The organism is Ruegeria sp. CJ3 (assembly GCF_056536725.1).
The window spans coordinates 88,869-101,889 of sequence record NZ_JBQFQE010000001.1; the positions used below are offsets into that span (position 1 = coordinate 88,869).

Annotated in this window: 12 protein-coding genes; 4 read left to right on the forward strand and 8 right to left on the reverse strand. The window is 59.7% G+C overall.

Features of this window, described 5'->3' with window-relative positions:
• Nucleotides 1-51: 51 nt before the first annotated feature.
• The 4 genes from recJ to ACR0J1_RS00435 all read right to left on the reverse strand — a co-directional run bounded on the left by recJ (nucleotide 52) and on the right by ACR0J1_RS00435 (nucleotide 4,579).
• A complete protein-coding gene (recJ, locus tag ACR0J1_RS00420) occupies nucleotides 52-1,794 on the reverse strand; it encodes a single-stranded-DNA-specific exonuclease RecJ (RefSeq protein ID WP_480730285.1) in 1,743 nt (580 codons plus the stop codon).
• A gap of 91 nt (nucleotides 1,795-1,885) precedes the next feature.
• Nucleotides 1,886-2,869 carry a class II fructose-bisphosphatase gene (gene glpX, locus ACR0J1_RS00425; protein WP_480730284.1) on the reverse strand — a complete coding sequence of 328 codons (984 nt, stop codon included), beginning with the start codon at nucleotides 2,867-2,869 and terminating at the stop codon, nucleotides 1,886-1,888.
• Between the two features lie 69 nt (nucleotides 2,870-2,938).
• On the reverse strand, nucleotides 2,939-4,225 hold the full coding sequence (locus ACR0J1_RS00430) for a homoserine dehydrogenase (protein ID WP_480730282.1): 1,287 nt from the start codon (nucleotides 4,223-4,225) through the stop codon (nucleotides 2,939-2,941).
• Between the two features lie 105 nt (nucleotides 4,226-4,330).
• Nucleotides 4,331-4,579 (reverse strand): hypothetical protein, encoded by a 249-nt coding sequence (locus tag ACR0J1_RS00435; protein WP_480730280.1) that lies wholly within the window; start codon nucleotides 4,577-4,579, stop codon nucleotides 4,331-4,333.
• Between the two features lie 100 nt (nucleotides 4,580-4,679).
• On the opposite strand from ACR0J1_RS00435, the gene ACR0J1_RS00440 reads away from it, so the two are divergent.
• Nucleotides 4,680-5,267: a TetR/AcrR family transcriptional regulator gene (locus ACR0J1_RS00440; RefSeq protein WP_480730278.1), complete on the forward strand. Its 588-nt coding sequence runs from the start codon at nucleotides 4,680-4,682 to the stop codon at nucleotides 5,265-5,267.
• Nucleotides 5,268-5,269: 2 nt separating this feature from the next.
• Here ACR0J1_RS00440 and ACR0J1_RS00445 read toward each other — a convergent pair whose 3' ends face one another.
• A complete protein-coding gene (locus ACR0J1_RS00445; RefSeq protein ID WP_480730277.1) occupies nucleotides 5,270-6,181 on the reverse strand; it encodes a pirin family protein in 912 nt (303 codons plus the stop codon).
• 159 nt (nucleotides 6,182-6,340) lie between these two features.
• Here ACR0J1_RS00445 and ACR0J1_RS00450 point away from each other — a divergent pair, with 159 nt between their 5' ends.
• Nucleotides 6,341-6,811, forward strand: coding sequence for a hypothetical protein (locus ACR0J1_RS00450; protein ID WP_480730275.1), 471 nt, complete (start codon nucleotides 6,341-6,343; stop codon nucleotides 6,809-6,811).
• Here ACR0J1_RS00450 and ACR0J1_RS00455 read toward each other — a convergent pair whose 3' ends face one another.
• The 3 genes from ACR0J1_RS00455 to ACR0J1_RS00465 are packed head-to-tail and all read right to left on the reverse strand — an operon-like array spanning nucleotide 6,812 to nucleotide 9,796.
• Entirely contained in the window at nucleotides 6,812-7,420 is a 609-nt protein-coding gene (locus ACR0J1_RS00455) for a TadE/TadG family type IV pilus assembly protein (protein WP_480730274.1), read from the reverse strand.
• Nucleotides 7,407-7,973, reverse strand: coding sequence for a TadE/TadG family type IV pilus assembly protein (locus tag ACR0J1_RS00460; protein WP_480730272.1), 567 nt, complete (start codon nucleotides 7,971-7,973; stop codon nucleotides 7,407-7,409). The genes ACR0J1_RS00455 and ACR0J1_RS00460 overlap by 14 nt, the downstream gene beginning before the upstream one ends.
• A complete protein-coding gene (locus ACR0J1_RS00465; RefSeq protein WP_480730271.1) occupies nucleotides 7,970-9,796 on the reverse strand; it encodes a Tad domain-containing protein in 1,827 nt (608 codons plus the stop codon). The genes ACR0J1_RS00460 and ACR0J1_RS00465 overlap by 4 nt, the downstream gene beginning before the upstream one ends.
• Nucleotides 9,797-10,121: 325 nt before the next feature.
• Here ACR0J1_RS00465 and ACR0J1_RS00470 point away from each other — a divergent pair, with 325 nt between their 5' ends.
• Together ACR0J1_RS00470 and ACR0J1_RS00475 are read left to right on the forward strand one after the other, a co-directional pair.
• Nucleotides 10,122-11,552, forward strand: a complete 1,431-nt coding sequence (locus tag ACR0J1_RS00470; protein WP_480730269.1) for a Glu/Leu/Phe/Val family dehydrogenase — start codon at nucleotides 10,122-10,124, stop codon at nucleotides 11,550-11,552.
• Between the two features lie 193 nt (nucleotides 11,553-11,745).
• Nucleotides 11,746-12,999, forward strand: a complete 1,254-nt coding sequence (locus ACR0J1_RS00475) for a sarcosine oxidase subunit beta family protein (RefSeq protein WP_480730267.1) — start codon at nucleotides 11,746-11,748, stop codon at nucleotides 12,997-12,999.
• The last annotated feature ends 22 nt before the right edge of the window (nucleotides 13,000-13,021 follow it).

Here is a 13,021-nt window from a genome sequence, read left to right on the forward strand (position 1 = left end):
GCAAGGCTGCGAAACTTTTTTAGCCGCCTCCGAAGGGCTTCTAAACAGGTGTCAGGAGGCCTCTGCGGCATCCTCCAACCGCAGTTGCACGCTCTGCCGACCGCCCCAGGAATTCACTTCAAGCCGACCGGCAAAATGGAACCGCGCCCCGCCGTGGTTGGACAGGCGATCCCCCAGCGGGCCATCGAAGGCCCCAAAGGCGATGGCGTCCAGCCCGCCGGACATGCCATCCGACAGCGAGAGTTTCAGATGGGTCTCGCCCACGCGCTTGGCAAAGCGCACCTGCAGATCGGGCAGGGCATAGCGGGGGGCAGGGGCTCCGGCACCGAACGGGCCTGCCTTTTCGATCTGTTCGATCAGATCAACCGTCGCGGCTCCCGGCATCAGTGCCCCATCGAGTTTCAGATCGGCGGGGCCACTTTGGCCTGCGCCCTGTTTGGCCAGCAGTTCCGACAGCCGCGCCATCGCAGGCTCCAACTGATCGCGCATTACGGTCAGACCCGCCGCCATCTTGTGGCCGCCGCCCTTGACCAGCAGCCCCTCAGCCGCCAGTCGCTGGATCGACGCGCCCAGATCAACGCCTGAGACCGAACGGCCCGAACCCTTGCCCTCATCTCCGTCAAACCCGATCACGATGGCGGGGCGGTTTGCGGTCTCTTTCAAGCGTGAGGCAACGATGCCCACAACACCCGGATGCCAGCCATCGCCCGCCGCCCAGACCAGCGGTGCGTCCAGCCCTCGCTCCTCGGCCTGCGCTAGCGCGGCGGCGCGTACTGCGTTCTCGATCTCGCGCCGTTCCGCGTTCAAGGCATCCAGCCGCTCGGACAAGGCTTCGGCTTCAGTCGCCGAGTCGGTGCTCAGCAGCCGCGCGCCCAGATCGGCCTGCCCGATGCGCCCGCCCGCATTCACACGCGGCCCCAGCAGGAATCCCAGATGATAGCTGTTGGGCGCAGTATCCATGCGCGCCACATCCGACAGCGCCACCAGCCCCGGCCTTTGCCTTTGGGCCATCACCTTCAGACCCTGACGAACCAGCGCCCTGTTGGCCTCGATCAGAGGCGCAACATCAGCTACCGTGGCCAGCGCCACCAGATCGAGCATCGCCATCAGGTCGGGTCCCTTGGCACCAGCCTCGCGCAGCTGTCGCCCGGCCTCGACCAGCATCAGAAATACCACCGCAGCGGCACACAGATAAGCCAGATCGCCGCTTTCATCCTGCCGGTTCGGGTTCACCACGGCCACGCAATCCGGCAAGGTTTCCCCGCCCAAATGGTGATCCAGCACGATCACATCCGCGCCTTTGGCCGCCGCGATGGGTTCATGGCTGAGCGTTCCGCAATCCACGCAGATGATCACATCATGGCTTGTCGCCAGCTCCTGCATGGCGGGCACGTTGGGCCCATAGCCCTCATCAATCCGATCGGGGACATAGAGCGTTGCAGCAATCCCCATCTGGCGCAGCCACACCAGCAACAGCGCCGCCGAAGACCCGCCATCCACATCGTAATCCGCAAACACCGCGATCTTCTGTCGTTTGTGCACTGCCTCCAGAAACCGGGCCGCAGCAACCTCCATATCCTTCATTGCACGGGGATCAGGCAGCAGCTCTTTCAACTTGGGCTCCAGAAACCCCGTGGCCTCCATCGCCGGAACCCCGCGCCGGGCCAGAACCTGACACAGCGCGCGCGGCAGATTGGTCTGCTGCGCCATCATCTCAGCTGCTCGCTCGACCTCGACCCCCGGCCCAACCCAGCGCCGCCCGCTCAACGATTGCTCAACACCCAGAAACGCCACATCTCACCTCATGCATCAAGGCCGGACCCATCCGGACCCGGCCTCTTCATCTTTTCACAAATACTCTCGCCGAAGGCAGCGGCGCAAGCCGCTATGCGTCAGTATGCGACCACATGGGCGTGCGGTAGGACATGCGCCGGACCGAGCCCGTCTTGGACCGCATCAGCAGCGTCGTCGTCTCGACCCAGCCCGGCTCGCGTTTAATGCGCGGCAGCAGAGAGCCTCCGGTCACGCCAGTGGCAGCAAAGATCACATCCGCGGTCACCATCTCATCTCGCGCGTAAACGCGGTCCAGATCGGTGATGCCCGCCTTGGCGGCGCGGCCGCGCTCGTCGTCATTGCGGAACAACAGCCGACCAAAAATCTGGCCACCCATGCATTTCAGTGCCGCAGCCGCCAGCACGCCCTCAGGCGCACCGCCCTGACCCATATACATATCGATGCCGGTCACTTCGCTTTCGGCGCAGTGCATGACACCGGCCACGTCGCCATCGGTAATCAAACGGATCGAGGCACCGGTCTCGCGCACCTCGGCGATCATCGCCTCGTGGCGCGGACGTTCCAGAATGCAGACGGTGATATCGGCAGGCTCGCACCCTTTGGCCTTGGCCAGCGCCTCAACTCGTTCGCGCGGGGTCATGCCCAGATCGACGACGTTCTCGGGGTAACCCGGCCCAACGGCCAGCTTGTCCATGTAGACATCCGGCGCATGCAGCATCGAGCCGCGCGGGCCCATGGCAATCACGGTCAGCGCGTTGGGCATGTCCTTGGCGGTCAGGGTGGTGCCTTCCAGCGGGTCCAGCGCGATGTCCACGCCGGGGCCGTTACCAGTGCCGACTTCTTCTCCGATATACAGCATCGGTGCTTCGTCACGCTCGCCTTCACCGATGACCACAACGCCCGCGATGTCCAGCAGGTTCAGCTGTTCGCGCATGGCGTTCACGGCAGCCTGATCAGCTGCCTTTTCATCGCCCCGCCCAACCAGAGAGGCCGAGGCCAGTGCGGCCTGTTCTGCAACCCTTGCCAGCCCTAGCGACAGCAGGCGGTCGTTAAAATCGATCTTGGCAGCACTCATTTGTTCTTATCCTCAGGTCAATAAAGCCGTTTCATCCGGCATAGCTTGCGTTTCATGCAGGCCGCAAGCTCAAACCTCTTCAATCCGCAGGGCAACTGGTTCGCCCGCAATGACATCGGTCTCGCGCAGGCCCTCAAGCGCGACGTCCAGCGTGGCGCGCGTGGTCTTGTGGGTGACGATCAGAACCGGCGCGGTGCTTTCGGCATGGGCATACTGGCGCATCCGGTCGATCGAAACACCGGCATCGCCCAGAATGGCGGCGACCTTGGCCAGCGCGCCGGGCTTGTCCAGCAGGCCCAGACGCAGATAATAGGGTGCAGGCAGGCCGGTGACGGCGGGCGTCGCCTCTTGCAATGATGTGGCAGGGCGTCCGAAGGTCGGGATGTGCAGTCCACGCGCCAGATCGCAGACATCGCCCATTACGGCACTGGCGGTCGGACCTTCACCCGCACCGGGGCCGCGCAGAACAATCTGCTCGATCGAGTCGCCATCCAGCACCACCATATTCGTGCCGCCTTCCAACTGCCCCAAAGGCGAGTCGCTAGGCACCAGACAGGGCTGCATGCGCTGAACCAGACCGCGCGCGGTGCGTTGTGCCACGCCGAGCAGCTTGATCCGATAGCCCATGTCATCGGCCTGATGGATGTCATCCAGACTGATCTGCTGAATGCCCTCAATCTCGATCCCGTCGAAGTTCGGCTTGGTGCCAAAGGCAATTGACGACAGCAGCGCCAGCTTATGCGCCGCATCAATGCCGCCCACGTCCAGATTGGGATCCGCTTCGAGATACCCAAGTTGGGCACATTCCTCGAACAATGCGTTATAGCCCAGTTCCTGCGACTGCATCCGGGTCAGGATGTAATTGCAGGTGCCGTTCATCACGCCCATGACGCGGGTGATCTCGTTACCCGCTAGCCCCTCGGTCAGAGATTTGATGACCGGGATGCCGCCGGCAACAGCGGCCTCGAACCGGATCACGCGACCGGCGGCCTCGGCCTTTTCGGCCAGTTCCTGCCCGTGGATCGCCAGCAGCGCCTTGTTGGCGGTGACCACATCCCTACCGCTGGCCAGCGCCGCCTCGACCGAGGCCTTGGCGGGGCCGTTTTCGCCCCCCATCAACTCGACATAGACGTCGATATCGTCGCGCTTGGCCAAGGCAACCGGGTCGGTCTCCCACGCGTAATCCGACAGGTTCACGCCGCGATCCTTGCCAGCATCACGGGCCGAGACTGCGGTGATTTCGATGGGCCGCCCGGTACGGGCCTGCAGCAGTTCCGCATGGCGGCGGACGATCTTGACCACCCCAATGCCCACGGTTCCCAAACCGGCAATTCCAAGCCGCAGCGCCTGTGTCATCCCCATGGGTCCTTTCCGCTCGAAATTCCGCCGGTGGCGGGCGATCCTTTGCGGGCTGCCTTAGCGGGTTCAGGGCAGGGGTGCAATCCGTCTGAGCATCAAGCGCTAGTTTATCTCGGCGTTCTGCAGCGCCTCGGCCCGTTTTGCCAGCGCTTCGCTGCGGGCGGTCAGGTCTTCTTCGACCTCTGCGGCCTCGCTGACCGGATCGATGGGCGGGCCAAGCGTGGCATCCAGCGGTAGCAGTTTCGGGTAAGCGGCCTTGCGCAACGCCTTGGATTCGCTGCCCTCAAGCTCGGGGATATCGGCGCAGCCAGCGATGGCGAGCAGCAGAGCGATCAGCGGCAGGGGTTTCATGGCCATCCTTTGGGTTGCGGCATGGGTCCTGTGATGCACCTTTTGCCGGATCGGTTCAAGCGGGCTTCTATCTGAACAAATGTTCAGATACGGTGAACCCATGGCGCGTACTCAAGGCTCACACTCGGATATCACCGGCCCCCGCATCCGCAAGGCAGCATTGGGGTTGTTTGCCCGTCACGGCTATGCCGCCGTGTCGATGCGCCAGATCGCCGGAGAGGTTGGGGTGCAGGCCGGTGCGCTGTATAACTACACGCCCGACAAGCAAAGCCTGCTTTACGATCTGATGCGCGTGCACATGCAGGACCTGTCAGCCGCGTATGACGATCTGCCATGCCGCGAAGATCCGCAGGACGCACTGCGCCAGTTTGTGGGCTTTCACATCCGCTTTCATTTGGAACGCCCGGATGAGGTCTTTATCGCCTATATGGAACTGCGCAACCTGACGCCGGAAAACTTCGCCGAGATTGAGGCCTTGCGCGGGCAGTACGAGGACTCGCTTGAGAGTATTTTACGCCGTGGCCACGAGACCGGGCGGTTTGCGGTGGCCGACACCAAGATCGCCACCCTTGCCGTCATCGCTATGCTGAACGGCGTGATCACGTGGTATCGCAGCGGCGGACGGCTGTCTCTGGATGAGGTCGAACAGGTCTATTGGGACATGGTGCGCAAGGCCGTATCCGCCTGACCCTAATGGGCCGGGCGGATGAACGTCCCATTGCGCAATTCCCGAAAGGCCTGTTGCAACTCGGCCTGCATGTTCATCACAATTGGTCCGTGCCAGGCGACCGGCTCATTGATCGGAGCACCCGAGATCAGCAGAAACCGCACCCCCTCAGGCCCGGCCTGAACCGTCACTTCATCACCCGAGCCGAAGCGGATCAGCGTCCGGTCGCCGGACATATCGCGGATATTGATCTCATGCCCCGCGACCTCTTTTTCCAGCAGAACGCCTGTGGGTTGCGAGGCATCGGCAAAGGCGGCCTGACCGTCGAACACATAGGCAAAGGCGCGGCGATACGTGTCGATGCGAAAGGTCTTTTTCACACCCGCCGGGACGCTTATGTCCAGATATTGGGGATCGGCCGCGATTCCGTCGACGGGACCTCTGCGTCCCCAGAACTCACCCACAATCACGCGCACGGTGGTGCCGTCATCATCGGTGATCTCGGGGATATCGCGGCTTTGCACATCCTGATAGCGCGGCGCAGTCATCTTCTGGTCTGAGGGCAGGTTGCCCCACAGTTGGAACCCATGCATTTGACCGCTGGCGGTGCCTTTCGGCATCTCCTGATGCAGAATGCCAGATCCCGCAGTCATCCATTGCACATCACCCGCCCCCAGCGTCCCGCTGTTGCCCAGCGAGTCGCTGTGATCGACCGTCCCCGACAGAACATAGGTAATCGTCTCGATCCCGCGATGTGGATGCCATGGGAAACCGGCCATGTAATCCTGCGGGTGTTCGTTTCGAAAATCGTCAAACAGCAAGAACGGGTCCAGCTCCGACGGGTCCTGAAACCCAAAGGCCCGGTGCAGTTTGACACCCGCGCCCTCCATCGTCGGCACGGCTTTGCGGGTTTCCAAAGTGGGTCTGAGCGACATCGAAGCCTCCATCGTAACTGGCTGCAATCTAAGCCGGGCGCGCGTGCGATCAATTCGCGCAAACACACGCGTTCTGTGCAGGGGCGCTCAGACCCGTGACGTGGCCCTGTCCTTTGCGTATCAAAGCGGCTAAAGCAGGCAGGCAAGCAGGAGAAACTTATGCAACAAGACGTGCTGGCCACGGTCGCGGCCTCGGCCCCGCGCCGCTGGACCGGGGTAGGGATGCTGACCACGGTCGGAGCGCTGGTGATCTATGTCGCGCTTGCCAGTCCGCCACAGCTGGGCTGGCACGTGTTTTTGTTGCTGATCGGAGCGGCCTCGTTCTGGCTATCCCACCGCATGTGGACTGCGACCGCAGATACGATCGAGTTGACCCAATCCGAGCTGCGCACCGGATCGGGGCAGGTGATATGTCACGTGGATGAGATCGAAGCGGTCGACCGAGGCACCTTTGCCTTCAAGCCCTCAAACGGCTTTCTGATCAAAACCCGAACCCCTGCCGAGATCGCATGGGCACCAGGCCTCTGGTGGCGCCTGGGCCGCCGCATCGGCATCGGCGGCATGACGGCCGCCACCGAGGCCAAGTTCATGTCCGAGGCGCTATCGGTGATGCTGGCAGAACGTGGTTAGTTAGACCTGACAGCTGGGGTCGGTGTTTACAATTTGGTCAAAAACTCTGGGGTGGGTGAAAACAAAATTGTCCATCGGCAGTTCGGCGCTTCCAATGCTGATGTTGTAGGGGCGGCGAAAGGTATTGCGTGTTTCGACGATGATCATCCTGCCCTTGTTCGGCATCTCCGGCAAAGCTTTTTTGAGCTGAGAAACATTGCCATTGGTCCATTTTCCGAGCTTCATGCTGCCGCGTTCACACGACCAATAGACCTCATGACTTCCGGTCTCGTCACCATCTTTCTTGTTGTACTGAAGGTATGTGATCCGCATCGCTAAATCAGAGCGTTCTGAGACGATTGTTCCCATCAGGTCGTACAAGGTATCGACATAGGTCGCGTCTATTGCGTTGCGCTCACGCGAGACGATGTCGGCCAAGGCATAGGCGGCTTTGATGTTGCGCCCACTCTGCCGGTAACTCTCGTAAAAATTGAAAGACAACCACATCGACAAAAACAGCATCGGAAGTACCAATACGGCCTCGACGGTAATCAAGCCATCTTCCCTGCGGAAAAAGCCCGGAAAGAAGCGAGCGAGAGACTTATGTGTCAGACTGTTAAACCGGTTCATGAACAAACACCGTGGTTGCGTGAAGTTCGTATTGCCCGTCAGGCCGACGGGATGCAACACTCCCGAGCATCGTCGATATCCAGATGGGGCTGACTTCGATGCACGCTCGAATGATCATCAATTCGTTCGAAGCGCCTGGTTCGAAGACTTGATCCTCAGGTTTTCGAATTTCTTCCGGGGTATCGACACAAAATGGCTTGGGATTCAAACCCTCGCCGCCCCTCGGGTCAATAGACTTCATCTCAAGCGCGATGCTGTCGTTGCAATTGGGAAGGTACAACGCTTTGTCGCAGACAATTTTCTTGAGCATGTCGTGATCCCAGGTCGCACCCGGCGTGGGATCGTATTTGGCAATATTATTCAGGCGAACGTCTCGGATGGTCTCATCCAGCCCGCGCTCGAGGTTTGCGTGATTGAACGCTAGAATGGCCATGTCGACACCGGAGTAGGTGAGCACCATGAAGAATGGGAACCAGAACAGGAGTTCGACGGTCGCGTTGCCGCTTTCATTCCGACGAAAATGCCGGAGCCTTGATACGAGCCGTCTGATCATTGTGTCAGCCTTAGATTTTGGATGGTCGAGCCGATGGATGCAAAGACGTCAACGATCTTTTCACCGGTCGCTTCGTAATACGCACCATCTGCTGTGGCGCAATTCCGAAGCAGCGGCTTCACCTCGGCCGGCGCTTCGAAAGCAATTGAGAACATGATTACGCCTTGATCGTCGGCTTCCTTGCACAGGGCTTCGACGCGCGGGTCTTTGTCCGGCTGGTTGAGAATTTCAGAGGCGGCGTAATACCAATTGTATGCATAGCTCGAGCCCAACGAGTTCCTGAGCAGCCGATAGATTCTGAATTTCGTTGTACGCTCCCACATCTCGGGCCAAGAGAGTTCATCAGCCCCATCACCTTCTGTGGCGTCACGCGTGTCGTCAGGGCGTAGGTCGTAACAGGTTCCGCTCGAATAACTTTCGCAACGTGTTTGCGTGTATGTGCCAGTTCCATATGCATGGTCCTGCCGGGATGATCTAACCCAATACCAGCCTTTGCTACCATCCCATTCCGCACGGGGAACATCAGGCCAGACAAAGTTCCCCTGGTCTTCGTCAAAGAACGAATACACTTGTTCAGATTCATTCCACCAGATACCTGAGGGGCCGTCATGATAGGGCGGGTTTACTTTGTGCTGCTCAGTGTTGGCACCGTCGGTCATTAGTACGACAACCTTCAAAGTGTCCGAGCCTACGTTTTGAGCTGGGCGATCATCAAACACGGCAGGGACATGGCTGCCGCTAACTAATCTGGACGTCAACGGTTGAAAGCTCTCGTCCAAAAGCGCGAGACCCCACTTCAAACCCACGTCGATCGAAGTCCAGCCATATGCGTTCATACCGTTGATCTGACGCTTCAACGTCTCTGCATCTTTCTGCATGATCGTGATCTCACGGATGCCCGCATCATAAGTATAGCTGCTTGGCAGAGCCTGATTGTTGGCGAGGCAGGTATAGCTGTTCACGAAGCCATCGCTGCTGCGATAGTCTGCGTTGCCGGAGTTAGTAAAATAAAGCGTTTGCGGCACGGCGGCACCCGACACGGGGTTTCCTGTTTCGGCATCGATCCAATCGAAAGCCGTAAAGCTGGTTGTGGAAAAATCGCTGCCGGAAAAGTCCAGACAGTTGGCAAACTGGTTAGCACCGGTCGTGTTCAATTCGGTCATTAAGAAATCGGGGATCGAAACTTGCTCCGAATAAGGAACAATCGAGATCGAGACCTTGCCATCTTCGGACTTTCTCGTGATTTCGTCGATAAAATCGTTCGCTGCTTTTTTCAGGTTGGTGAGCTTGGTGCCCGCCATTGAACCCGAAACGTCCAAAACTAACGAGATTTCGACGTTGCCGATCGACTCTTCCGCGACGCTGGTTGCGACAGTCTTGATTGTCTCGATGCCACTCCATTGCATGAAGTGCATTTCGATATCCATTTCAGCGCTGGCTGCGACGCGGCGTTTGCCGGCCAAGATGGCGTTCTGTGAGCCGCAGGTGTCAGGCTCGACAATGATATCCTTGTCGGAAACGTATTTTTCCAGACCTTCCTTGCTGAGATAATCGTTGATGACGGCGCGGGGGCAAAGGTCTTGATCGAGGTCAGCTGCGGCCAAGACGGCCCTGTCGAGCGCGCTTTGTAGTTTCAACCTCTCGCGGTCGTGGCGCATCACATCCAGTGCAAGCCCACCGACTGTAAAGATGATTAAGATCAGGAACAGTGTCAAAATGGTCATCACGCCGCTCTCAGAGGCCGAGAATGTAACCAAACGCTGTCGCAAAGCCTTGCCCTGCAACGGGATACATAACCTGAATTCCAAATCAAACTTGCGCATAACGGGTTCCTCTGTCGGCCAGACGCACTGATGCCAGTTCTTCGCAACTTTAATAATTTAGATGCCGAACGTGGCGAGATTTGGGCGTGGCGGTCACTATGCTGCTCGTTTTCAGTGAATTTCGGCTTTATTCCCGGCGTTTTGGCTGCGTTTGTTTCGGCTGACGGGACAATCACGCGCCTGTGAGGCGAAGGCGACTCACCTGGCCCGCGAAATGGTGCGGTTCACGAAATGATCAAAAAATATGCAGTTGGTGATTGCGGCTGACGGCCAGTGGTGCGACAAATCGTCAAGATGTTCGTCAGCTATCGGCACGGAGGATTCTATGGCCGCCATTAAAGAACCCAGCTTTCGCGAAAGCGTTGATCTGATGTTCAACAGGGCGGCGTCCCTGATGGACCTGCCGCCTGGCCTTGAAGAGAAGATCAGGGTTTGCAACGCGACCTATACCGTGCGGTTCGGTGTGCGCCTGCGAGGGCAGATTCATACCTTTACCGGATATCGCTCGGTCCATTCCGAGCATATGGAACCAGTGAAAGGCGGTATCCGCTATGCGCTGGCGGTGAACCAGGATGAGGTTGAGGCGCTGGCCGCGCTGATGACCTATAAGTGCGCGCTGGTCGAGGCTCCGTTCGGGGGCTCGAAGGGTGGGTTGTGCATTGACCCACGTAAATACGAAGAACACGAGATGGAACAGATCACCCGCCGGTTCGCCTATGAGCTGGCCAAGCGGGACCTGATCAACCCGTCTCAGAACGTCCCGGCCCCCGATATGGGAACCGGCGAGCGCGAGATGGCCTGGATGGCCGACCAATATGCGCGGATGAACACCACCGACATCAATGCGCGCGCCTGTGTGACAGGCAAACCGCTGAACGCCGGTGGTATCGCAGGCCGGGTCGAGGCGACCGGGCGCGGGATCCAATATGCGCTGCGCGAGTTCTTCCGCAATCCAGCTGACATCAAGAAGGCTGGCATGACCGGAACGCTGGACGGCAAGCGCGTCGTCGTGCAGGGGCTGGGCAACGTGGGGTATCACGCGGCCAAGTTCCTCAGCGAGGAGGACGGGTCACGCATCATCGGCGTTATCGAATGGGACGGGGCGCTGTTCAATCCCGATGGCATTGATGTCGAGGCGGTGCGCCAATGGATCGTCAAGCATGGCGGCGTGAAAGACTATCCCGATGCGACACATTCGGCCGAAGGTGGCGCGGTACTGGAATCAGATTGCGACATCCTGATCCCGGCGGCGCTGGAAGGGGTCATCAACCTGTCCAATGCCGACCGGATCAAGGCGCCGCTGATCATCGAGGCGGCGAACGGACCGGTCACGGCGGGGGCGGATGAGATCCTGCGCAAGAAGGGCACAGTGATCATTCCGGATATGTACGCCAACGCGGGCGGTGTGACGGTGTCTTATTTCGAATGGGTCAAGAACCTGAGCCATATCCGCTTTGGCCGGATGCAGCGCCGTCAGGAAGAGGCGCGGCATGAGCTGATCGTCAGCGAGCTTGAGCGGCTGGATCGCTATCTGGGCGATGCCTGGTCGATGTCGCCGGACTTCAAGGCCAAGTACCTCAAGGGTGCAGATGAGCTTGAGTTGGTGCGTTCGGGCCTCGATGACACGATGCGGATCGCCTATCAGTCGATGAGCGAGGTCTGGCATGACCGGGCCGATGTCGATGATCTGCGCACGGCGGCCTATATCGTCGCCATTGATCGGGTTTCGAAAAGCTATCGCGCCAAAGGGCTGTAGGCGCGGACCGTCCAAATTGGGAAACGGCCAGCCTACGGGCTGGCCGTTTTCGTTTGCCGGAGGTGTCGCTGCGGTTTCGGGATTGGTCGCCCGCAGACAAGTTCTTGTCGAAAACAGAGGCGGCGCGCGGGTCGGGCGTTGCTAGTGCTGGTGCAAGTTGGTTTGATGCCGACATATCCGCAGGGAGGTCTGAATGCGGTTTTCCGGCTTGCGCGTCCTGAAAGAGGGGCTGACCGGCAACAGAGGATGGACGCCCCATTGGCGCGATCCGCAGCCGAAGCCCGAATATGACATCGTCATCATCGGCGGCGGCGGGCATGGGCTGAGCACCGCGTATTATCTGGCCAAGGAACATGGCCTGACCAATGTCGCCGTTCTGGAAAAGGGTTACATCGGTGGCGGCAATGTCGGGCGCAACACGACCATTGTGCGGGCCAACTACTTTCTGCAGGGCAATTCCGAGTTTTATTCGCACTCGCTGAAGCTGTGGGAAGGGTTGGAACAGGACCTGAACTATAACGTCATGCATTCGCAGCGGGGGATCATCAATCTGTTCCACTCCGACGGGCAGCGGGATGCGGCGGCGCGGCGGGGCAACATGATGATCAGTCAGGGCGACGATGCGATCCTGCTGGATCGCGATCAGTTGCGGGGGATGTTACCCTATCTGAACTATGACGACCTGCGGTTTCCCTTATATGGCGGGTTGTATCATCCGCGTGGAGGGACGGCGCGGCATGACGCGGTAGCGTGGGGGTACGCTCGCGGAGCGGATCAGCGCGGCGTGGACCTGATCCAGAATTGCGAAGTCACGGGTATCGATATCGAGAACGGTGCCGTGCGCGGCGTGCAGACCTCGCGCGGGGTGATCCGGGCGAAGAAGGTGGCGATGGTCGCAGCAGGTCGCTCGGGTCAGGTGGCCGCGATGGCGGGGATGCGGTTGCCGATCGAGAGCCACGCGCTGCAGGCCTTCGTCACCGAGGGGCTGAAGCCGTGCCTTGACCATGTGGTCACCTTCGGGATGGGGCATTTTTATGTCAGTCAATCGGATAAGGGCGGATTGGTGTTCGGGGGCGATCTGGACTTTTACGCCTCTTACGCGGCGCGGGGGAACCTGCCGACCGTTGAAAGTGTGATGGAGGCCGGGGTCGCCCTGATGCCGATGATCGGCAAGGCGCGGGTGCTGCGATCCTGGGGCGGGATTATGGATATGTCGCCGGATGGCTCTCCGATCATCGACCGGACGGATATCGACGGGCTCTATTTGAATTGCGGCTGGAACTATGGGGGGTTCAAGGCGGTGCCGGGCTCGGGCAACGTGTTTGCGCATCTGATTGCGACGGATCGCTATCACGAGAACGCCACCGGGTTCCGGCTGGATCGCTTCCGCACCGGGCGGGGGATCATTGATGAAGAGGGCAAGGGCTCTCAGCACAACCTGCATTGAGTGTGGCGATGTTGGATTTGAG